The 22,666-nt window shown below is 39.8% G+C and carries 17 protein-coding genes; 13 read left to right on the top strand and 4 right to left on the bottom strand.

Translation table 11 applies throughout. The features are described from left to right. Nucleotides 1-168 precede the first annotated feature (168 nt). Nucleotides 169-3,774 (top strand): choice-of-anchor L domain-containing protein, encoded by a 3,606-nt coding sequence (locus tag BM143_RS09585; RefSeq protein WP_090024271.1) that lies wholly within the window; start codon nt 169-171, stop codon nt 3,772-3,774. 108 nt (nt 3,775-3,882) lie between these two features. After that, on the top strand, nt 3,883-6,249 hold the full coding sequence (locus BM143_RS09590) for a choice-of-anchor L domain-containing protein (protein WP_090024272.1): 2,367 nt from the start codon (nt 3,883-3,885) through the stop codon (nt 6,247-6,249). Between the two features lie 68 nt (nt 6,250-6,317). On the opposite strand, the gene rsmA is transcribed toward BM143_RS09590, so the two are convergent. Beyond that, nucleotides 6,318-7,088, bottom strand: a complete 771-nt coding sequence (rsmA, locus tag BM143_RS09595; protein WP_090024273.1) for a 16S rRNA (adenine(1518)-N(6)/adenine(1519)-N(6))-dimethyltransferase RsmA — start codon at nt 7,086-7,088, stop codon at nt 6,318-6,320. 91 nt (nt 7,089-7,179) lie between these two features. Between rsmA and BM143_RS09600 the strand changes: the two genes are divergently transcribed. The 8 genes from BM143_RS09600 (at nt 7,180) to BM143_RS09635 (ending at nt 13,188) form a co-directional block, all read left to right on the top strand. Further along, nucleotides 7,180-8,079 (top strand): cell division protein FtsX, encoded by a 900-nt coding sequence (locus BM143_RS09600; protein WP_034726445.1) that lies wholly within the window; start codon nt 7,180-7,182, stop codon nt 8,077-8,079. 2 nt (nt 8,080-8,081) lie between these two features. Next, nucleotides 8,082-8,378, top strand: a complete 297-nt coding sequence (locus tag BM143_RS09605) for a DUF3098 domain-containing protein (RefSeq protein ID WP_034726444.1) — start codon at nt 8,082-8,084, stop codon at nt 8,376-8,378. 89 nt (nt 8,379-8,467) lie between these two features. Then, the gene (locus BM143_RS09610; RefSeq protein ID WP_090024274.1) at nt 8,468-9,286 is read left to right on the top strand and encodes an undecaprenyl-diphosphate phosphatase; all 819 of its coding nucleotides are present in this window, start codon (nt 8,468-8,470) and stop codon (nt 9,284-9,286) included. 4 nt (nt 9,287-9,290) lie between these two features. After that, nucleotides 9,291-9,743 (top strand): hypothetical protein, encoded by a 453-nt coding sequence (locus BM143_RS09615; protein ID WP_090024275.1) that lies wholly within the window; start codon nt 9,291-9,293, stop codon nt 9,741-9,743. Further along, entirely contained in the window at nt 9,743-10,441 is a 699-nt protein-coding gene (gene truB / locus BM143_RS09620; protein ID WP_090024276.1) for a tRNA pseudouridine(55) synthase TruB, read from the top strand. Before BM143_RS09615 ends, truB begins: the two co-directional genes overlap by 1 nt. Then, nucleotides 10,438-11,016: a hypothetical protein gene (locus BM143_RS09625; RefSeq protein WP_090024277.1), complete on the top strand. Its 579-nt coding sequence runs from the start codon at nt 10,438-10,440 to the stop codon at nt 11,014-11,016. Before truB ends, BM143_RS09625 begins: the two co-directional genes overlap by 4 nt. Further along, nucleotides 11,016-11,738, top strand: a complete 723-nt coding sequence (gene rluF / locus BM143_RS09630; RefSeq protein ID WP_090024278.1) for a 23S rRNA pseudouridine(2604) synthase RluF — start codon at nt 11,016-11,018, stop codon at nt 11,736-11,738. Before BM143_RS09625 ends, rluF begins: the two co-directional genes overlap by 1 nt. A gap of 229 nt (nt 11,739-11,967) precedes the next feature. Continuing rightward, complete coding sequence (locus BM143_RS09635) at nt 11,968-13,188, top strand: YncE family protein (RefSeq protein WP_090024279.1); 1,221 nt, start codon at nt 11,968-11,970, stop codon at nt 13,186-13,188. Between the two features lie 317 nt (nt 13,189-13,505). On the opposite strand, the gene BM143_RS09640 is transcribed toward BM143_RS09635, so the two are convergent. Both BM143_RS09640 and BM143_RS09645 read right to left on the bottom strand, forming a co-directional pair. Then, a complete protein-coding gene (locus BM143_RS09640) occupies nt 13,506-14,774 on the bottom strand; it encodes a helix-hairpin-helix domain-containing protein (RefSeq protein WP_090024280.1) in 1,269 nt (422 codons plus the stop codon). A 203-nt stretch (nt 14,775-14,977) separates the two neighbouring features. Then, nucleotides 14,978-15,322 carry a MerR family transcriptional regulator gene (locus BM143_RS09645; protein WP_034704939.1) on the bottom strand — a complete coding sequence of 115 codons (345 nt, stop codon included), beginning with the start codon at nt 15,320-15,322 and terminating at the stop codon, nt 14,978-14,980. A gap of 286 nt (nt 15,323-15,608) precedes the next feature. Between BM143_RS09645 and BM143_RS09650 the strand changes: the two genes are divergently transcribed. Both BM143_RS09650 and BM143_RS09655 read left to right on the top strand, forming a co-directional pair. Continuing rightward, complete coding sequence (locus tag BM143_RS09650; RefSeq protein ID WP_090024281.1) at nt 15,609-18,281, top strand: reprolysin-like metallopeptidase; 2,673 nt, start codon at nt 15,609-15,611, stop codon at nt 18,279-18,281. 49 nt (nt 18,282-18,330) lie between these two features. Continuing rightward, nucleotides 18,331-19,281 (top strand): AraC family transcriptional regulator, encoded by a 951-nt coding sequence (locus tag BM143_RS09655; RefSeq protein WP_228430745.1) that lies wholly within the window; start codon nt 18,331-18,333, stop codon nt 19,279-19,281. A gap of 101 nt (nt 19,282-19,382) precedes the next feature. Here the strand turns inward: BM143_RS09655 and ccoG are convergent, their stop codons facing one another. Continuing rightward, entirely contained in the window at nt 19,383-20,825 is a 1,443-nt protein-coding gene (ccoG, locus tag BM143_RS09660; RefSeq protein WP_090024283.1) for a cytochrome c oxidase accessory protein CcoG, read from the bottom strand. Nucleotides 20,826-21,180: 355 nt separating this feature from the next. Here ccoG and BM143_RS09665 point away from each other — a divergent pair, with 355 nt between their 5' ends. Continuing rightward, on the top strand, nt 21,181-22,593 hold the full coding sequence (locus tag BM143_RS09665) for a S41 family peptidase (protein ID WP_090024284.1): 1,413 nt from the start codon (nt 21,181-21,183) through the stop codon (nt 22,591-22,593). Nucleotides 22,594-22,666: the final 73 nt, after the last annotated feature.

Here is a 22,666-nt window from a genome sequence, read left to right on the forward strand (position 1 = left end):
TTTATACAATATTTACAAAGACTGGTATTTTTGCCAGTCTTTTTTATTATTTTCAAATAAAGCAAGTTTATATTGTAAAATAAATAAACTTGTATTAGTGATAATGTAAATTGTGCTAAATTGAATTTCAATCAAAAAAAATAGTATTTTTGTTTCAAATACTATAAAATGTTAAATAGGAGGATTGGAAGTTTATTTTTGGCGTTATTTTTTGTACTCTTGGGAATTTCTGTTTTTGCTCAAAACAGAGACAGAACAACAGTAACTCCAAAAAAGGTAAACCCAGCTTCTATGAAAGCCGGTGCTTTTATAGATGTCAATACACCCAATTATCCGGAATCCAATTACAGCATCACACAGCTGGTGAAAGACGTGTTGATATCCGGGGGAGCCTGTTCTACGTCAAATGTGAGCAACGTTAATGTTTCTCCCAATTTATCAGTCAATGATCCGAATCGCAGCTGGGGATTTTTTAACAAAGGAACTACTGCTTTCCCTTTTGCGAAAGGAATTATCCTTACTACAGGGTTTGCCAGAAGAGCAGGAAATAGCCTTGAAACGTCATTAAGTGATGCTCTGCCTTCTTCTTCCGGAGATATAGATCTTGCTGCCGCATTGAATGTAAACAATAATTCACTGAAAGATGCTACCTACATTGAATTTGATTTTGTTCCTACCTCTACTGAGATTACATTCAGATATTTATTTGCTTCCAAAGAATACGATACAAGCCACCAGTTTGCCTGTAATATATCAGATGGATTTGCTTTACTGTTAAAGAAATCCACAGATCCTACCTATACGAATCTTGCAGTACTTCCCAATTCAGCGGGCCCCGTGAGTGTGACCAATATTCACCCGACCGTTCCCGGAACTTCAGGTTGTGGTCCTGTCAATCAGCAGTATTTTGCAGGGATCAATAATAACCCTATGATTGAGACCAATTTTGACGGGCGTACTGTGCCATTAATTGCAAAAGCAACAGTTGTTCCCGGTCAAACCTATCATTTTAAAATGGTTTTGGCGGATTATTCAGATTCCAATTTCGATTCAGGTGTTTTTCTTGAAGCGGGATCATTCGATATCGGGGTGAAAATCCTGGATCCTGCTGGAGTACAGCTTCCTGCTACCATCACGATGTGTGACAATGCACCACAGACATTTACAGCTTCTGTACAGGCTCCGAATGTTACCTATCAGTGGTTTTTAAATAACAACCCTATTAATAATGCAACCGGACCAAGCTATACTGCCACACAGCCGGGAGTATACAGTGTACAGGTATTTATTCAGGGAAACAGCTGTCCGGGAACGGCTACTGTAACGGTAGTGGGAGGAACGTCTCCTACTGTACAAAATGCAGTGCTTACAGCCTGCTATGCCGCCGGAAATGCAATTTTCAATTTGCCTTCAGCACAGGCTTCCATAAGCACAACACCCGGTGCTACGTTTGATTATTACATCAATCAGGCCGATGCACTTGCCGGAAATGCAAGTACGATTCCAAGTCCTGCCACTTATTCAAGCCCGGGAGGACAAACGGTATATGTAAGAGTCAAGAACGGCTTCTGTGCCAAAGTAGCTGAACTCCAGCTCGTAAAGGCAGCTCAGATAGCCCCGTCTATTTTGCCTGCGGCCGTATTAACCTGCGCCAGTTCTCAGACCACTTTAGATGCTTCTGCTTCGGTATATCCTGCAGGATCTGTTTTCAGCTGGGCAACTACAGGAGGGAATATAGTTTCAGGAGGAAATACATTAACTCCGGTTATCAATGCTCCGGGAACCTATACATTAACGATATCAAACACCTTCCAGCCGGGTAGTGTGGTATGTACTGGAACTGCAAACGTGACAGTGACAGGAGACAGTGCCCCGCCGGTAACAGGCCTTACAGCAAGTAAAATACAAATCTGTAACGGTGAATCTGTTACTTTAACAGCATCCGGAGGGACCACTTATAACTGGGCGACGCTTCCGGGAACTGGAAATACACAAACAGTAACCCCTACTGCTACCACTACTTATACAGTAACTGCTGTAGGAGCTAATGGATGTGTGTCTCAAAACCCTGCTACCATCACCATTGAAGTTTCCCAACCGATCACAGTACAGAATGCCATACTACATAAATGCTACGCTCCGGGACTTACTTATGATCTTACCACTGCCCAAAGCCAGATCACTGCTGCCGGAGGTGGGGTAACATTTACTTATTATGTTCTGCAGGCTGATGCTCAGGCAGGTAATGCCAATTTTATAGCAACACCTACGACATATGCACCACCGGCCAATCAAACCATCTATGTTTTAGTGAAAAACGGAGGATGTCATTATGTGGTTGAACTTCAATTATTGAGAACGGCTGAAACAACACTTACAATCGCTGCACCACAGGAAATTACCTGTACAAATCCACAGACGACTCTCAATGCTTCGGCGTCTGTCGTGCCTGCAGGCTCTACTATTGCCTGGACAACAACAGGAGGCGGAAATATTGTATCAGGAGCAAATACCCTAAATCCTGTAGTGAATGCAGGTGGAGTGTATACCCTTACAGTGACGAATGTTTCTCAACCGGGTAATTTAACCTGTACTTATACAGCTTCGGTTACAGTAACACAAAACACAACACAGCCAACAGCTACAGTAGTATCTTCACAACCCAGAATATGCGTAGGAGAATCGGTAACACTGACTGCTTCAGGAGGCGTAACTTATAACTGGGTAGGACTTCCGGGAAATGGAAATACTCAGGTAGTTTCTCCAACGCTGACCACTGTATATACGGTATTTGCAGTAGGAGCCAACGGATGTATTTCTGCAACTCCTGCAACGGTTACTGTTGTTGTTGGTCCGCCAACAGCCGGGGTCTCTGCGTCTAAATTAAAGATATGTGCCGGAGAATCTGTAACCCTTACCGCTACCGGAGGATTTACCTATAACTGGGTAGGACTTCCAGGAAACGGAAACACACAGGTGGTTACTCCGGCAGTGACTACAGAATACTCAGTTTTTGCATTGGGAGGTAACGGCTGTAGCTCTGTACTTCCTGCAAAGGTGACCATTGAGGTAGTGCCTGCCATTGTTTCTACATTAAAAGATGTGTACGTCTGTGTAGGAGATACCGGAATACTGGACGCAGGAGCAGGTGTTAATTATACATATTTATGGAGTACGGGAGCCACTACCCAGACCATATCTACCAATCTTCCGGGAACCTATAGTGTGACCATCAGTAATGGGGTATGTTCTAAGGTTTTCACTGCAAAACTGATGAATCCGGAACTGCCTAAGTTTACGAATGTGGTATATGAAAAGAATGTCCTTACTCTTACCGCCAGCAATCCTTCGGGAGCCGTTTTAGAGTTTTCAATAGACGGGGGAGTGGTTTGGCAGACGTCCAATATTTTCAATAATGTTCTGGATAATACAAATTATCATCTGAGAGTAAGAGAAAAAGATGCAAAATGCTATACATCGCTGGATTACTTCACATTTGTAATCAGCAATGCCATTACACCGAATATGGACGGTATTAATGATACCATCAACTTTACGGGAATAAGCGGCTATAATAATTTTGCAGCGTCCGTTTTTGACAGGTACGGAGCAGAACTGTTCAGGGCCACCAAAACCGATGCGGTCTGGAGGGGGACTTTAAAAGGCCTGAACCTCGCCACAGGCACCTACTGGTACAAAGTACAATGGGAAAATCCAGCCAGTAAAAAACTTGAACAGCGTTCAGGTTGGATATTGTTAAAAAATAGGAACTAATAAGCAAACCTTCCACATTTGGGAGGTTTGCTTTTTTTATGTTAAAAAAAAAGTAAAAAATACGCGGTATATTTGAAAATAAATTAAATTTGTTGAAACAAAAGTATTATGCGAAGAAATCTCCTGTTTTTTTTATTTTTTTTAGTCACCTCGACTCTTTTATATTCACAAACTGGCAAGCCCAGAGTTCCCCACAAAGAAAATATTCCCACAGCAAATAAGGCTGGAGCTTTTATTGACGTTAATGTTCCTCCATATCCGGAATCCTCATATTCCATTACACAGCTGGTAAAAGATGTTCTGATATCTTCGGGAACAAACACCTGTGTGACACCCAGTGTAACCAATGTGAAAATAACACCTAACCATGCAGTAAGCAATGCTGACAGATCATGGGGTTATTTCCATAAAGGAACAACCAATTTCCCTTTTAAAGATGGGATTGTGTTGTCTACCGGGAAAGCCAGAAGAACAGGAAATGGTCCTGAAGGAAACTTAGGAGATGATAACGGAGGCGGAACAGACTCAGATCTTGCTCAGGTGATCGGAGGTACCGGAACACTTGCAGATGCCGTTCTTCTGGAATTTGATTTTGTCCCTACAACTTCTCAGATTAAATTTAATTATATCTTAGCCTCTGAAGAATACTACGGAGGATTCCCTTGTGATTATGCCGATGCTTTTGCGATTCTGCTTAGACCTACGGCAGGAGGACCGTATCAAAATATGGCCATACTTCCCGGTGGTGCAGGACCTGTAAGTGTTACCAATATTCACCCGGCAATACCAGGTGGATGCGCAGCGGTTAATGAGCAGTATTTTGGAGGATACAATACCACCAATATTGAAACCAATTTTGAAGGAAGAACAGTTCCTCTGACGGCTACCGCTACTGTAGTGGCAGGTCAGGAATATCACTTTAAGATGGTGATTGCAGATTATACCCCTTATACTTTCCCGGATCACATTTATGACTCTGCTGTATTTCTGGAAGGAGGATCATTTAATATCGGTGTAGAACTATTAGATCCAAGCGGTGCGACTTTACCTTCAGATATCAATGTCTGTGATAATGTACCACAGGTAATCACAGCTTCAGTAAGCGATCCTAACTTATTATACAAATGGTTCCTGAATGGAGTTGCCATCCCGGGTGCTACCACAAACACTGTGACAGCCGTACAGCCGGGAATCTACACCATTGAAGTAAGTGTTCCCGGAAATCCTTGTCCAGGGAAAGCAAGTATAGAAATCCATGGAGGAACGACTCCGCAGGCACAGGATGCAACATTACTGCTTTGTGCTACTCCGGACATCACCACTTTTGACCTTACGAATGCGATGCCATCCATCAGCCCAACACCCGGAGCTGTATTTAAATTCTATGCCAACCAGGCAGATGCAATTGCTCAGAATACGAACAATATTCAGAATATTTTAAATTATAATGGTACAGACGGCCAGATCCTTTACACCGTGGTGTCAAACGGAGGCTTCTGTAGCAAGCTTATCGAATTAAAATTACTTAAGGAAACTACACCAATAGCGGGTGTGAAATCTTCCAGAATAAAAGTATGTCCCGGAGAATCTGTGACGCTGACTGCTGAAGGAGGAGTAACCTATCAATGGGTAAACTTCCCGGGCACAGGCAATACACAGACGGTAACATTGCATCAGACTACCACATTCACCGTGTATGCAGTGGGAGCAAAAGGATGCCGTTCATTGAACCCTGCTACCATAAGAGTTGAGGTTACACCGGAAATCACTTCTCCTCTGAAAGATGTGGAAATGTGTCTGGGAGACCGTGTAGTTCTGGATGCCGGTGCAGGACCTAATTATAAGTATTTATGGAGTACGGGAGCATCCACACAAACTATTACGGTAGACAGCTGGGGTGTTTATACGGTAGAAGTAGATAACGGATTCTGTAAAAAGATTTTCACTGCGAAAGTAGGTGGAGCAGCCACTCCGTTTGTAACCGCCATAAATTATGAAAGTGCTAAAAAGACAGTCACTATTATCGCAGAAAACCCTTCTATGAACAATACACCAAGCACCTTGGAGTATTCTATCAACAATGGAATCACATGGCAGGATTCCAATATTTTCACCAACCTTTTAGATAACACGAATTATACGGTACAGGTGAGAAGAGTAGGAACACATTGTGTAGGAGCATTTGATTTCTATACCCTGCAGATCAATAATATCATTACCCCTAATGACGATGGAGTGAATGATGTGCTGGATCTTAAAGAACTTATTGGATTCAAAAACTTCACAGGATCAGTCTTTGACAGATACGGAGTGGAAATGTTCAGGTTCTCAAAAGAAAAACCGGTATGGGACGGAACCGTAGGAGGGAAAAAGCTCTCTACTGCTACATATTGGTACAAATTTAATTTCGAATATCCTAAGTCTAAAGTTCAGATGAACTGGTCCGGATGGATCATGCTTAAGAACAGAGAATAAAAGATAAAGCATACAGAAAAAGCCTTTCAAGAGAACTTGAAAGGCTTTTTTGTTTTTTGAAACAGACTTTACTGATTTTCTTTCCAGAGATTGGTAAAGCCAATAAAATCCATGACGCTGAGCTCTTCCGCTCTTTTGTCTAAGAATTCATGGGTTTTTAAAGCCTCAGGAATGTTCAGTATTTTCAGGGAATTTGACAGTTTTTTTCTTCTCTGATTAAATCCTGCTTTCACGATTTGTTTAAAAAGAACCTCGTTCCCGGCCAAACCTTCTTTAGGATTTCTCGTAAGTCTGATGACTCCTGACTTTACTTTCGGAGGTGGATTGAACACATTTTCATGTACGGTGAACAGATAGGTCACATCGTAATACGCCTGAATCAGGACAGACAGAATACCGTAATCTTTAGTTCTCGGCACCGCGGCCGTTCTTTCTGCGACTTCCTTCTGGAACATGCCTACCATTTCAGGAACCTGTCCGTAATAATCAATTATTTTAAACAGGATCTGTGAAGAAATATTGTACGGGAAATTACCAATGATCGCTATCTGCTCTCCATTGATAAAATTGAAGTCCTGTTTCAGAAAATCGCCTACAAAAGTGTTTTCTGTAATCTTTGAATAGTTCTTTTTCAGGTATTCAATAGATTCTGTATCAATCTCGGCAAGGTAGATCGTCTGATCCTTATCGAGCAGATATTTGGTGAGGACTCCCATTCCGGGACCAACTTCCATGACGTTTTTATAGTCTTCAAAACTAAGACCTTCCACGATTTTTCTCGCGATATTTTCATCTGTCAGAAAGTGCTGTCCAAGATGTTTTTTTGCTTTTACACTCAAAGTTTTTTATGATTTTATTAACATTGATTTTCTCAATTTCGTCCCAAATTTCGGAAGTTTTTTTCTAATTTAGCCAAAAATTTTAATATTAATGGCTAAATCTGTAGATGAGTTTAATAAGAAAAGGCTTCGGTCCAGCAATATTACAGTAGTAATAAGTATTGCCTTAGTGTTATTTTTGTTAGGATTAATGGGGCTTATTTTAATCAATGCCCAGAAATATTCTGACTATATCAAAGAACAGTTGGTAGTAAATGCTTATTTTGATGAAAACTATGACGCGAAAGATTCTGTGAAAATTGCAAAACTGGAGGAAGAAACTTTTAAAAAGGTACAGACGTTAGCTCCTGTAAAAAAAGCGACCTACATCTCAAGGGATATGGCGGCAAAAGAAGCCAAGAAAACCATGGGGATAGACAGCGATGCGCTTTTTGAAGAAAATATTTTCCCTTCATCTATTGAGGTGGCTTTAAAGCCTGAATACGTAGACCCAGCGAAAATAGACGGTGCAATTAAAATAATCAAATCTGTTCCGGGTATCGTGGATGTGAAAAATGACAGTACGCTGATGGTGGATGTTTATAACAACCTGAGCAGGATTTTAAAGTGGATCTTAGGATTCTCCGTTCTCTTCCTGATCCTGGCTGTCGTATTGATCAACAACTCCATCAGGCTGAAGATCTTCTCTAAAAGATTTATCATCAAAACCATGCAGCTTGTTGGGGCAAAAAGAAGGTTTATCCTTAAGCCGTTTATCATCGAAGCTGTTATTTTAGGTGCTATCGGTTCTGCAATTGGACTTCTGGCGCTTGGAGGCGTATGGTATTATTTCACAAGTCAGATTGGTTCGGCTTTCGTGCAGGACAATAATCAGTACTTCTGGTTAGTTATTTTAGTACTTGGAGTAGGGGTGTTTATTTCCGTCCTAAGTACCATTTTCGCTACATGGAGATTCTTAAAATCAAACGTTGACGATCTATATTACTCTTAATAATGAGCAAAAAAACAAATAAACTGGCCGCTTCAGAGTTTGGCAAAGAAACCGAAGTTACACAGGAAAGTACCTTTTACTTCGGGCAGCAGAACTTCAAGTGGATGCTGATAGGTCTGGCATTTATCGTAGTGGGATTCCTGCTGATGATGGGGCCTGATGCTAATACCGTAGATGGTAAATTTGATCCCAATTCATGGAATGACGATATTTTTTCCATTCGGAGGATCAGAATTGCGCCACTGTTCATAGTGATAGGCTTCGTCATAGAAGTGTACGCTATTTTAAAAAGAAAATAAATACAAACTTTATTTAAGGATTAAGAGATTAAGGAATTCGGAAACATCTGGATTTCAAAATCTCTTAATCTTTTAATTTTTACAATATTATGGATTTAATCAAAGCGATTATTATTGCTATTATTGAAGGACTTACCGAGTATCTTCCTATCTCTTCCACAGCACACATGGGATTTACGGCCAACCTTTTGGGCCTTCAGGATGATGAATTTCTGAAAATGTTTCAGGTTTCCATTCAGTTTGGGGCTATTTTATCTGTGGTGGTGGCGTATTGGAAGAAGTTCTTTGATCTGAAAAATATCCAGTTCTATTATAAACTTGCTTTTGCTGTTGTTCCTGCATTGGTTTTGGGGTATTTGTTTGATGATAAAATTGAAGCGATCCTTGGAAACCAGATCGCTATTTCTTCAGTCCTTGTACTGGGAGGAGTGGTGCTTCTTTTTGCAGACAAATGGTTTAAAAATCCCAGAATTGATGATGAAAAGGGCATTACGATAAGAAGTGCCATTACCATCGGCTTCTGGCAGTGTCTTGCGATGATGCCTGGAACCAGCCGTAGTGCGGCTTCCATTATCGGAGGAATGTCCCAGGGGCTTACCAGAAAGGCCGCTGCAGAATTCTCATTCTTTTTAGCTGTTCCAACGATGCTGGCGGTGACGGTTTATTCCGTTTTCCTGAAAACATGGGGTAAAGAAACTGCTCATCCTCAGAAAGGATATGAAATGATCATGGCCTCTCAGGATCACATCATGATCTTTGTGATTGGAAATATTGTCGCATTTATTGTCGCACTGATCGCGATTAAAGCATTTATCGGAGTGCTGAACAAATATGGTTTCAAGCCTTGGGGTTGGTACCGTATTTTCGTAGGAGTTGCTCTGTTGATTTATTTCTATTTCTTTAAGTAAGAGTATGAAAAATAATATTCTAAAAATACTGGCTTTTTCCGGATTAATTGCTTCGTGCACTCCTGCACATACGCTGTTCGTTAAAAATAATACGAAAGAAAGGATAGAGTTTGTGGTAGAGCTTAAAGAGAAGACTGCTACAGCCCAGGATTTACTGATCTGTAAAGAACTTGTTCCGGATGAAAAACTGGATCACAAAGCTTTTATGGAGTATTCCAAGGAAGGAAAATGTTACAGCCAGAAAATTACAGCGATTAATAAGACCAGCTATAAATTTAATTTACCGGAAAACTATACTGTAAATATTGTTCCGAATAGTTCTGTATATCCGTTTCACAACATCTACTACTTCATCGGAGATAAAAAATGCTTTGTGAATGTAGAAAACGGTCCCGATTGCAAACAAAGAGTCAATAAGCTTCCCAGCTTAGTAAGTATCACCGAAATTACAGAATAATGACAGCTGAAGAACTGCAATCAGGATATGTGTTTTTATTGGACAAGCCTCTGGACTGGACTTCTTTCCAGGCTGTCAATAAAATGAAATATAAGCTCAAAAGAGAGTTTAATCTTCCCAAGAAATTTAAAATAGGCCACGCTGGAACTTTAGACCCGAGAGCTACGGGGCTTCTTATTGTTTGCTGTGGAAAATTCACCAAGAGAATTCCTGAAATTCAGGATGCTCCCAAAGAATATTGGACCGAGATCAAAATAGGCGTTCAGACAGAATCCTATGATACGGAAAAACCGGAAATTCTTCAGCAGGATTTCTCCCACATCACAGAAGAGCAGATCAATGAGGCATTGGGAAAATTTGTTGGAGAAATTGAGCAGAAACCTCCTGTATATTCAGCGATCAAGATAGACGGACAGAGAGCTTACAATCTGGCAAGAGCAGGCGAAGAAGTGGAAATGAAATCCAGAAAAACGACGATTTTCTATATCAATGATATTAAGATCGATCTTCCTTTGGTCAGCTTTACAGTAGGATGTTCAAAAGGAACCTACATCAGAAGTCTGGCTCATGATATCGGGCAGGAACTGGGAGTAGGGGCTTATCTGACTCAGCTCAGACGTACAAAGATCGGAGATTATACCATTGAAAATGCAACGACTGATTTTCTGGAAAACGAATACAGATTTGAAGGCTTATGATAAAAAATTTACTCCTGATTTCAGGACTCTTATTTTCCGCAGTATTTTTTTCGCAGGAAACAGAGACAAAGAAAGAAAAAATGGGGTTTTACGTGAACCCGTCATTGAATATAGGCCTGAATCTTCAGACTAAAGATAATCAGTTCAGCAATTCGCAGTATATCGAGCCCAAACGAGTGGGTAAAATGACATATGGCATTACAGCCATTGGTGGTTACAATTTTCTTCCTAACTTTGCAATTGGAACCGGATTGAAATACAGTTTTATAGAAGACAATTATCATCTGGTATACTGGATGATCCAGCCGAAGATCATATTCAGCCCGGGAGACCGTCCTTTTTATATTGATTTAAATTACGGAAAGCAGCTTAATCATTCAGCAATTTCAAATTCTGAATTATGGGGTGCAAGGCTTGGAATCATGGTTTCTTATTCAAAAAGAATGAGCCAGGAAGGGGGAATTACGTTTGAAGGACATCAGCTCAACGGGAAATCAAATGGTTTTTTCATTGGCTTAAGCTATGGAGTTACCATTTTCAGCAATAAAAATTATACAGGTTACGGAGAAGACTAATGGAAAAAACGCGCATCAATAAATATTTATCAGAAGTAGGCTACTGTTCAAGAAGAGCTGCAGATAAACTTTTGGAAGAAGGAAGAATTACGATTAATGGAAAGGTTCCTGAGATGGGTACAAAAGTTTCCGATGAAGATGTGGTGGAAGTGGATGGGAAACCTATCCGTGAGCCGCAGGATAAGCCTGTTTATATCGCTTTTAATAAACCCGTGGGGATTGTCTGCACCACAGACACCAAACGTGAAAAAAACAATATCGTAGACTATATCAACTACCAGAAAAGGATTTTCCCGATCGGAAGGCTGGACAAACCGAGTGAAGGGTTAATACTGCTGACCAGTGACGGCGATATTGTAAACAAAATCCTCAGAGCAAGAAACAACCACGAAAAAGAATACATCGTACGCCTTGACAAACCTATGTCTCCTAAATTCCTTGATAAAATGAGGAATGGGGTTCCTATTCTGGATACCGTCACTAAAAAATGTGATGTGGAAAGAATCGATGATATGACGTTCCGTATCATTCTTACCCAGGGACTGAACAGACAGATCCGCAGAATGTGCGAATACCTTGGTTATGAAGTGAAAAAACTGAAACGTATCCGTATCATGAACATCAAACTGGATCTTCCCGTTGGAAAATGGCGTGAGCTTACAGAAGAGGAACTAAGTTCGCTTAATAATCTCCTTTCTGATTCTGTCAAAACAATCGATTAAGATCATATGATAAATAATAAAAAGGTAAGCAGGGAATATTTTCCTGCTTATTTTTTTTATTCCTGTTTTGGTCAGGCAAATTAGAGCTGTGATCTATGTGAAGAAAAGCAATGGAAAAAATGTTTAAAGTGTTGTATTTTAATAAAATTCACACATTGGTGTAATATTTTTAGTTTGTTGGTGGATATGTCATATATTTATACTGATAACCACTAAAAACCTGGAAACCATGAAATTAAAGTTTAATCCACTTTCCTTTGTTATTTTATTAGCATTTTCAAATTGCCAAAATGATAACCATAATCCGGATCTCCCGCACGATTCTACATTTTACATTGATTACAGAAGCCTGAAAGGATTACCGGATGGAATAGCTGTCATTGAGCTCGATCCTGAAGCTCCCAATTTTGGACATATCAGCAGCAAACTTGAGCTAGGCGTTGGTGTCCTGCCTCATCATCTTTATTATAATCAGACTGCGAACAAATTATACACTACTGCTTTAGGAGGAAGCTATCTTTACCAGATAAAAACGGAAAAAGATAAAAACGGACAGCCACAATTAGTGAATGCAACACCTATTGATACAGGTGAGAATAAAGTAGGCGAAAATTTGTTTTTTACTAATGACGGAAGATATTTTATGACTTTTATGGGAGGGGCAGGAGGACCAAAGGATGGGAGTATAGGTGTTTTTAATGCCAATAATAACCAGCTTATCAAAACTATTAAAGCTCCGATTCAAGACAATCCAAATCAATTTATTATGTACCCGCATGGTATTTCCGTTAATGAGGAAAAAGGCATCATGATGGTCACCTCAACCATTCACCCGGATCTTACTACCGGAATGGGAAACACCTGTACTTTATTAGATATGAATACCTATGAATTAAAAGAGACCTATCTGGTAGCAGACTCGCAAACGGATATGTCCAGTCCAGTCGAGGTTCTGTTGCTACGTGGGAAATTTCCACAATATGCCCTTGCAACGACAATGCTGGGCGGTGATATCTGGATCGCTCCATACAATGCTGTAACCAAGAAGTATGATGCTTTTAGTAAAATTTTTGACGGAAGCACGCAGGGATTAGGTTGGACACTCGAAATGTATATTGATGATAACAGCAAGCTCTATGTAAGTTTTGCAGATCCTGGAAAAGTTTTGGTCTTTGATATCAGTAATCTTCCTCAACTCAAACTTTTAAAAACCCTTACCGCAGACAAAGGAGCACATCATATGGTTTTCTTTAAAACCAAAAAAGGAAAAGAAGTGGTAGCAGTACAAAATAACCTGCTGGATATTCCTAACTTAAATTCCGGCACCATTAGTGTCATTGAAATAGAGACAGGGAAAACCTTAGGTACTGTCGATTTACGCACCAAATATGGAATATTGCCCGAATCAATTGAAGGTACCAATGGTCCCGGCAGCTACATGCACCACTAAGATGTAAAATAGCCTGAGTTCGGGATAAGGGGTTTTCAACTGGGAGTAAAAATGTAAATGGTGAATTTTAGGGAGCAGGTAGCAGATATTAGGTAGCAGGTTGTAGGGATTAGGAACTCTGCCGAAGGTTGAGGTTATAGTCCTTTGATTTTAGTCAAGAGCTAAGAAACAAGATGCCAGATAATAAATATTAAGCATGAGGCGATTATCCATCGGCTTAATTACTACGAACTAGCAACTGACAACCAAAAAACTGACAACCAAAATCACCCCGAAACTCATAACTGATCATTCATAACTCATAACTTTTCCTCCGATTATTTTAAATATAATTTCATTCTTTCCTCATATTCGGGCTTTAATTTTAAAAGCTTCAGAATTTTCTTATCATCATGGTAGGTAGTCCGGTAGAATATAATTTTGTCAGCAGAATATTTGAAGTAGGGATGATCTTTCAGCCATTCTTCAGGGGCTTCTGTTAAAGCATATTTAGGAACGTTTGAGACATCTAGCGGAGCCATAGAAATTAATTTTTGAACCAAATCTTTATCAATATTATAGGTATCTAAAATTTGCTGTTTATTGACAAAACCTCTCAGTTTTTTTCTGAAGCCAATCATTGATCCGGCACTTTTCTCATCCAGACCAAATTCGAGCAACTGCTTGAATGTAATCGTATTTAAATCAATTTTTGAAAAATCAGTTTCCTGTTTTTTGTCCACAGTAAGGTTGAGTTTAATGTATGGTTTTAACTCCTGAAATTTCTCTGAGGAAATAACAAAACATTTCTGAAGATCTTCCAATGTCTTAAAGCTTCCCCTAAGATTTTTGTCACGGTAGTTGACAATCGTTTGAGCCTGTCTTTCCGAAAACCCTAAATCCTTCCAGCCCTCTGAATCTGTTGTATTCGGATCAAAATTGCGGTATTGAATGTTAGATTTTACAGTATAACTTTTAGTTGAATTTTTGAAATCATTAGGAGTTTTTTCAGGAAGTAGTACATAAGGTTCCAGTTTGTTATAATTTTCAGAGGAAATGATAAAACATTCTTTGAATTTTTCCTTGCTGACAAAGCTTCCTCCTAAATAATTTTTATATTTTAGAATGGCTTCGGCCTGCCTTTCACTGAAGCCCATATTCACCCAATCAGCAGTGGAAAGTCCATCCGGATTGAACTTTCGGGAGACAATGATCTCTTTCTTTTCATAATTTTTAAACTTCCCAGAAGAATGGTCTTTGGCCGTCTCAGGAAGTAACAGATAAGATTCCAGCTCTGCAAATTTTTCACGAGAAACGGCGTAGCATTTTTTAAATTGGGCTTTCGAACTAAACTGACCTCCTATGATTTTTTTATAATTAAGAAGGGTAGCCACCTGTTTTTCAGAAAATCCTAAATGTTCCCACTGTTTTGCATCCAGTTCATTAGGATCAAAGTCTGTCAGATTCAAGGGAACTGAAGTTTCTGTAATAAATCTAACCTCAGGAAATATCTCTTTTTCCCTGCCGGTGTAGTTTTGAAAGGCAAGAAGAACGATCATCAAGATTCCCATCAATGCCAGTTTGCGGTAGTCATTTTTTCTCATCATCCCGTAAACTTAACAATAAAAATAAATCGGGGCAATGGAGGAAAGTATAATGCATCGTTTTGTACAACAAATACTTATGAATAGTTTTTAATTTACACTTGAATGTTTTTCGGATAGAATGATTTGAAGAAATTGTGAAGAGAACAAGGCCATAAAAAAACAAAAGCATCCTTAGTAAAGATGCTTTTTATAATGTAGTCTATTTATTCAGAATCTCTGTCTGCGAGGGAAGCTTTCAGTTTTTGAAGCTCAGCCTTTATAAATTCAAGACGGTCAATAATGGTCACGGTTTCAGAAATCTTACTGTTGGTAGTCAGAGCGATTCTTGCACCATCCAGTGTATAGCCTTTTTCCTTGACCAGATGATAGATCATTTGAAGGTTTTTAATATCTTCCGGAGTGAAGTAACGGTTACCTTTTTTGTTCTTTTTAGGTTTAATGATGGGGAATTCCTGTTCCCAATACCGTATCAGTGAGGTGTTTACATCAAAAGCCTTTGCCACTTCTCCTATTGAATAATACAGTTTGTCAGGTAAATTTATCTTCATTGTATGAATCCTAAAAGCCAAAGATAAATATTTTTTAAACTCTGATGCAAATATGCGCGGCTAAATCATTATAATAGGAATGTTTTTTTAAATCAAGATAGACGTAGTGTAGCAGTGAAAGTAATAATTTCTATAATTATGAATATTATATGTATTTTTTTTATAAAATTAAAGATTATGATTAATATTGGATTTGCTTTGAGGATTCGGTGTATAATTATCATAAAATGAACCTTTTATGTTATTATTTTTCGTTAATTTGGCTTACGCTAAAAAATATTAATTTATGAAAAACTACTTCTTCCTTTCCATGGTGCTTCTTCCTTTTTTAGGAGCTGCTCAATGGACTAAAACTTCCGTGAGGACGCAGAAAGTCAAGGCCTCCCAGGAAAAACTGGAATACTCGGCTTTGTATTCTTTAGATGCTAATCAACTTAAGAACTCACTGAGAGGTGCTTCCGACCGTTTTTCCGGATCTAAAGGAGTGATTGTGTCACTTCCTACAGCAGGAGGTAAAATTGAAAAATTTCAGGTTTGGGAATCTTCCAATATGGATACTGCTCTTCAGAAAAAATATCCGGATATCAAATCCTACGTAGGAACCGGGGTAGATGATCCTTCTGTATATCTGAGATTCAGTATGTCGCCTGTAGGATTTTCATCCATGATCACCAGATCCGGTCTTTCAGAATTCATTGAACCTTATACCGAAGACAGAACCGTATATGCGGTTTTCGACTCCAACGCGAGAAGAGGTCAGGATAAAGAACCTTTTGAATGCTCTGTGATAGAGGGAGCAGAGAAAAATGCCACTGAAAAAAAAAACGAAAGTGTCAATAAGAAAACAGCAGGTTTTAATATTTTCAAATTGGCATTATCCTGTACGGGAGAATATGCACAATATCATTTAACGGCTGCAGGTACTCCTGCTACGGCCACAGATGCCGAAAAAAAAGCAGTGATTCTTGCTGCAATGAATGCATCACTGACAAGACTGAACAGTGTTTTTGAAAAAGACCTGTCTTTTCATTTTAACCTGATCGCTAATAACGACACCATCATATTTTTAGATCCGGCTGGAGATCCATACACAAATGGGGGCCCGAACGAGGCTCATGCTCAGATCTCAGCAAGGATCGCTCCTGAGGATTATGATATGGGTCATTTAATAGATAAAAAAGGAGGTAACGGATCTGCCGGTGTAGGCGTTATCTGCAACAACAATTCAAAAGGAGCCGGATGGACTGCCCATAATTTTCCGGAAGGAGATAAGTTTGATATAGATTACGTAGCTCACGAAATGGGACACCAGCTGGGTGCGGGACACTCTTATACCTACAGATCTGCACAGGCGGATCAGAGAGTGGAACCGGGAAGCGGCAGTACAATAATGGCATACACAGGAATTACAACGGCTTCTGATGTTCAGTTTAATTCCAATGATTATTTCCATACCAACAGTGTTACCCAGATTAAAAATAAAATCAACAGTATTGTCTGCGGGGTTAATACACCTTTTGCAAACCCTGCTCCGGATGTTAATGCCGGTGCAGATTATACCATTCCTAAATCTACCCCATTTGTACTGAAAGCAACCTCAGCAGATGCCAATACCGCTTCTTATACGTATACCTGGGAACAGGCGGATCAGGCTGCAGCAGCTCAGATCGGGGCAGGGGATATTTCGTCAGCTTATCCTGCGAAACCTACAGGACCTACTTTCAGATCTTTTACTCCGATAAGTTCTCCGGTAAGATATTTCCCTGATTTCAATAAAGTACTGGCAGGTGTTTTATCTACCCGTTGGGAATCGGTTTCAAGTGTAGCCAGAAGCCTTAATTTTGCTGCTACCGTAAGAAACAACAGTCCGGCGCAGCCACAGGTTTCCAAAGATGCCACGGTACTAACAGTGGATGCAGCTTCCGGTCCTTTTCAGGTGACAGCCCCAATATTCGGGCAATCATTAGCTTCAGGAGGAGCCATTAATGTGACCTGGGATGTAGCCAATACCAATCAAGCCCCTGTAAGTACAGCTAATGTTAATATTAAGCTATCTAAAGACGGTGGACAAACTTTCACAACTATATCAGCCAATACTGCCAATGATGGAAGTGAGCAGGTAACCATACCGGCTGGATCTACCTCCGCCAATGCCTATATTTTGGTAGAGTCAGTAGGAAATGTCTATTATGCGGTAAGCCCAAGTTTTGTTATCGATTATAATGTAACAGGTGAAACTTGTAATACATATACTTATAATGGGCCGGCTGTTGCCATTACAGATAGCCCTGGCGGCGGAGGTATCTCAGCCCCGAGAATCAACATTCCTTTAATGGTCAACAATACGGGAACCATTACTAAAATAAAAGTGACTCCGTCTGTTACCCATCCGAACATCAGTCAGCTCGCTATAGGAATTGAAAGTCCTGTTGGATCTTCGGCTCTTGTCTGGAACAGACAATGCTCCGGGCAGTCAGGAATTACCGGATCATTCAGTGAGGCGGGCAGTGTGGTAGCGTGTGCATCACCTCTTGCGGGAGAAACGAGGTCCAATGAATCCTTAGCGATATTCAAAGGACATAAAGCTCAGGGAGAATGGAAACTTTTTGCTACAGATAACAATCCTGGAAGTACAGGAACCGTTACAGCATGGTCTCTGGAAGTATGTACAAGAGAAACCCAGACGCTGGGAACCCATGAGGTTTCTTCTCCATTAGCAGATGATATTAAGATTTATCCTAACCCAAGTGACGGTAATTTCTTCATTAAGTCTAGAAACTTAAAAGGAGAAGTGAAAGTAGGAATGTTTGATGCCAGCGGAAGAATAGTATTCTCATCTGCTTACCAGAGTGAAGGTAACAGTACCAAAGAATTTAATGTGAACGTTCCGAAAGGAGTATATGTGATCAGCATCACTTCTTCAAAAGGAGCTTACAATACGAAGCTTGTGATCAAATAAAAGATGCATAGCTTATGAATTAAGGACTGGTGAAAACCGGTCCTTTTTTATGCCCATTTGTGTTGTCTCTCTTTTTGCAGTACTTTTATACAATAACTACCATCCGTCTATTATCAGAATGAATTCTATCTCTGTTCTTCATATCGAGCTTTTCCAGTCCGGCAGGAATACGTCAGATTTTTATTTCAATACCATGAAAGAACATCTGGTGGTAGGTCATCGTCATATTGAAAAACCACACCGCCACGATTTCTATGCGGCTGTTCTCTTTACAAAAGGACAAGGGACTCATGAGATCGATTTCCAGAAATACGAGGTGTCTGAAGGAAGTCTTTTCTTCCTGTCTCCGGGACAGATCCACAGCTGGGAACTTTCGGAAGATATTGACGGATATATTTTTTTCTGCTCACAGGAGTTTTATGAAATGCACTATGTAAGCCAGAAATTGAGGAATTTTCCCTTTTTCGGTTCCGTATCTTTTCCCCGTAAACTGCAGCTTGATGCCGGAGAATTGATGAAAACAGACAGCTTATTTCAGGAGCTTGGAAAAGAGCATCAGTCTCAATATCTGATGAAAGAAGGATTTATTCTTTCTTTGATGTCACAGGTTTTTATCAATGCAACAAGACTGTTTTCGAAAGATATTGATATCCGTTCTTCTTCTGCCAGCCTATCTTATTTTAAACATTATCAGGATTTCGAAAATCTGATAGAGCAGCATTTTACAACGCAGAAATCAATATCCCATTATGCATCATTACTGGGAATTACGCCCAAGCACCTGAATCGGATCGCACAGACTGTTGTTCAGAAAACAGCAACCGATGTCATTACCGAAAGGGTAGTTCTGGAAGCCAAAAGAATGCTGATGTATCTCGATGAAAGTCTCGTGGAAATTGCTTTCAGACTTGGATATGAAGAATATTCCTACTTTGTAAGAGTATTCCGGAAAAGCTCCGGAATGACTCCTACTCAGTTTATGAGAAAATACAAGGTTTAAAATACTAGATATCAGATGTCAGATTTCAGATATCAGAGGCAAGACATGTGCTCACTCATCCTTTATCTCGTATCTCCAGTCTAAAATCTGACATCTGACATCTATAACATAAGCTTAAACGGCCCCTCAAACGTCGTCTCAAATGAATCCAGCATTTCTCCCTTTTCATCAAAGACTCCGATAACCATATTTTGTTTCGAGAATTTAATATCTTCTTCAGGGAAGGTAATATTGATGTTTCCTTTCAGAATTTCGTCACCTTTCAGGATGATCTTTTCAGAACCGAAATAATTGATTTCTGCATGCGCCGGAGTCATGACTTTAATGGTCAGGATTTTTTTCTCGTTGGATTTATTTAAAAGGGTATAAATAAAAGTATTGGTGATTTTTCCGTTTTTGATAAAGAACGTAGAACCCGCTGGTTTAATAAATTTTGCTTCCATAGAGCCACGATCATACATTAGGAAGCCTAAGAATCCGATGAGCAGGGCTAAAAACACCGTCGTCGCTTTCATTCTTGAAGTGAATTTGAAACTGTCCTGGTTTTCAATTTCTGCTTCTGTAGCATATCGGACCAGTCCTTTTGGAAGTCCTACCTTCTCCATCACCTCATCGCAGGCATCTATACAGGCTGTACAGTTCACACATTCCAGCTGCTGTCCGTTTCTGATGTCAATTCCGGTAGGGCAGACTACGACACACTGATGGCAATCGATGCAGTCCCCTTTTCCTGCTGCTTTACGGTCTTCATTATTTCTCCATTTTGAACGGCCTTCTCCTCTTTTGAAATCATAATAGACATTGATCGTCTGTTTGTCGATCAGTACGCCCTGAAGTCTTCCGTAGGGACATACCAGTGTACATACCTGCTCACGTAGCCACGCGAAAACAAAATAGAACGTCATGGTGAAAAATATCATGGTAATGAATTTCAGGGGATGCTCCTGCGGCCCTTCACTCATAATCCGGAACAATTCCTCGTATCCTACAATGTACATGAACATAACGTGAGCGATGATCAGTGAAATTAAGGCAAAAACAGACCATTTTAACAGCCTTTTTCTGATTTTTTCAGCGTCCCATTCCTGTCTGTCCAGCTTCATCTGCTTGTTTCTGTCACCTTCGATCAGGTATTCAATCTTCCGGAATACCATCTCCATAAAAAGGGTTTGCGGGCACAGCCATCCACAGAATATTCTTCCAAAAACGACAGTGAAAAGCATAACGAAGATCACAGAAGTAACTGCTCCCAGCGCCAGGATAAAGAAATCCTGAAGGTAAAACGGCTGTCCGAGGATGAAAAACCTCCTGTCGATCACATTGACCAGAAGAAATGGATTACCGTTGATCTTTACAAATGGCAGCCCGAAAAATATAGCAAGCATAACGTAGCTCGCATAATTCCTGTAGTTGGTATATTTTCCTTTTGGTTTTCGTGGAAAGACCCATTTTCTTTTGCCCGTTTCGTCCATGGTTCCCACCGAATTCCTAAACGTATCGTTTTCTATTTCTACAAATTGGCTGTTGCCTGATTCTGCACTCATTGCGGTACTTTTGTTAAGTTAAAAAAGTATTAAGGTGATATTTGAGGCCGGATCAAGCTGTTTTTTCAGTCAGTTTTATAAAGGAAAAAGGAGTGTTGATCTTACCATGACAAAGGTCTATATAAAACTGTTTTTTAACTAATACCATCTGCTTCCAAAATAGGACAATTGGGACATTATGCTTTGTCGCAGAGATGATTGTTCCCAAAAATTATTATATATTTTAGAAGTAGTTGAAATCCAGGGTTTTCAATTCTTTTTTTTCGTAGTTTAGCCCTACCCGGGGGAAGACAGATTTACATTTTATTTTTTGTAAAGTTTTCCACTTTGGAGGGTTTTACTAAACAAGATATCCGTGAAAAATAAAATTTCTATCGTATGCCTCCTGTTGTTCATTGGTTCAGCATTATCGGCTCAGATTCCAAATAAACTGACGCTCAATGAGAAAATCTATGGATTGTCTAAATTCTGGAGCGATGTGGAATACAATTTTGTCTATCTGTACAAAACAGATCAGCCCAAATGGGATAAAGCTTACAGGGAAGCTATTGTAAACATCCAGAAAACGGAAAACGATTACCAATACTATAAAGAACTTAAGAAATTATGTGCTGTTTTAAAAGACGGACATACACAGGTGTATTTTCCGGAGGATATCGAAAATAAGATCATGGTTTCTATGTTTGGAGAATACAGGCTTTTTCTGATGAATGTACAGGGAAGGGTTTATGTTATCGGGACCAATAAAAGCAAAGAAAAAGAGATTCCGCTCGGAAGTGAGATTATTACAGTGAACGGCTTGTCTACAGCTGAATATCAGGATAAATTCGTTAAGCCTTACATTTCCTCTTCTACCGTGAGTTATCTCAATTTTAAAGCAGGGGTGAATCTGTTGGAAGGAGTCAATGGAGACACTTACGACGTGGAAATAAAAACTCCGAAAGGAGACATCAGAAAGCTGCATCTTACCCATTCAAAAACGGAGGAAACGGCTGTCAATCCTGAAGCTCTGCCCAATCAGTCGCTTTTTGAATTCAAATGGCTGAAGAATAATATTGCCTATGTAAAGATCAGCAGCTTTGAGAACTCTTCCGTTGTGAAAGATTTCGAATCCAGGATGGCTGAACTTAGGAATGCAAAAGGAATTATTCTGGATATTAGAAATAACGGCGGCGGCAGTTCGAAAAACTCAAAAAATATTGCAAAATATTTCGTCAAAGGAGATACCATTTATGGGGCAAAAAACTACAGCCGGAAGATCATTCCGACAGAAAGAGCCCTTGGTTCCTTTCTTACACCAAAAGATACAATCGCCGGAAAAACTGAGTGGGGACTTTCAAAGCAGGAAACCACGGATTTGTTTAAGGCCTATTCAGGGAGCAAGTTTCATGAATTTGAATACAAACCTCAGGTGATAGAGCCTGTAGAAAAGCTGAACGTTCCTACCGTTGTGCTGACAAGTGTTTTAACGGCTTCAGCTGCCGAAGACTTTTTAATTTATCTCTATAATCAGAAAAATATAACCAGAGTGGGCGACTACTCCAATGGAAGTACCGGCCAGCCTCTTCAGATAGAACTGCCGGGAAGTGGCTCTGCCATTATATGTACCAAAAAAGTGACCCTGCCGGATGGTGAAGAATTTATAGGAGTCGGGATTAAGCCGCATATTTTTGCAGAAAGAAACCTGAATGATACCTTATATCCTGTGAAGTTTGATTCTCAGCTTGAAGCTGGAATTAATTATTTAAAAGGAACTCTGAAAAACTAATGGAATTTTTACCCCTTAAACAAAGGGAATCTTATTTTACAAATTGTAAATTTGAAGGCCTTAAAGTTGAAGA

It is taken from the genome of Chryseobacterium oleae, from assembly GCF_900115055.1.
In the GTDB taxonomy this organism is placed as follows: Bacteria; Bacteroidota; Bacteroidia; order Flavobacteriales; family Weeksellaceae; genus Chryseobacterium; species Chryseobacterium oleae.

Excerpts from the sequence above, each read along its gene's own strand:
- BM143_RS09585 (WP_090024271.1), top strand. The coding sequence starts at position 169 with ATGTTAAATAGGAGGATTGGAAGTTTATTTTTGGCGTTATTTTTTGTA.
- BM143_RS09590 (WP_090024272.1), top strand. The coding sequence starts at position 3,883 with ATGCGAAGAAATCTCCTGTTTTTTTTATTTTTTTTAGTCACCTCGACT.
- BM143_RS09600 (WP_034726445.1), top strand. The coding sequence starts at position 7,180 with ATGGCTAAATCTGTAGATGAGTTTAATAAGAAAAGGCTTCGGTCCAGC.
- BM143_RS09605 (WP_034726444.1), top strand. The coding sequence starts at position 8,082 with ATGAGCAAAAAAACAAATAAACTGGCCGCTTCAGAGTTTGGCAAAGAA.
- BM143_RS09610 (WP_090024274.1), top strand. The coding sequence starts at position 8,468 with ATGGATTTAATCAAAGCGATTATTATTGCTATTATTGAAGGACTTACC.
- BM143_RS09615 (WP_090024275.1), top strand. The coding sequence starts at position 9,291 with ATGAAAAATAATATTCTAAAAATACTGGCTTTTTCCGGATTAATTGCT.
- truB (WP_090024276.1), top strand. The coding sequence starts at position 9,743 with ATGACAGCTGAAGAACTGCAATCAGGATATGTGTTTTTATTGGACAAG.
- BM143_RS09625 (WP_090024277.1), top strand. The coding sequence starts at position 10,438 with ATGATAAAAAATTTACTCCTGATTTCAGGACTCTTATTTTCCGCAGTA.
- rluF (WP_090024278.1), top strand. The coding sequence starts at position 11,016 with ATGGAAAAAACGCGCATCAATAAATATTTATCAGAAGTAGGCTACTGT.
- BM143_RS09635 (WP_090024279.1), top strand. The coding sequence starts at position 11,968 with ATGAAATTAAAGTTTAATCCACTTTCCTTTGTTATTTTATTAGCATTT.
- BM143_RS09640 (WP_090024280.1), bottom strand. The coding sequence starts at position 14,774 with ATGATGAGAAAAAATGACTACCGCAAACTGGCATTGATGGGAATCTTG.
- BM143_RS09645 (WP_034704939.1), bottom strand. The coding sequence starts at position 15,322 with ATGAAGATAAATTTACCTGACAAACTGTATTATTCAATAGGAGAAGTG.
- BM143_RS09650 (WP_090024281.1), top strand. The coding sequence starts at position 15,609 with ATGAAAAACTACTTCTTCCTTTCCATGGTGCTTCTTCCTTTTTTAGGA.
- BM143_RS09655 (WP_228430745.1), top strand. The coding sequence starts at position 18,331 with ATGCCCATTTGTGTTGTCTCTCTTTTTGCAGTACTTTTATACAATAAC.
- ccoG (WP_090024283.1), bottom strand. The coding sequence starts at position 20,825 with ATGAGTGCAGAATCAGGCAACAGCCAATTTGTAGAAATAGAAAACGAT.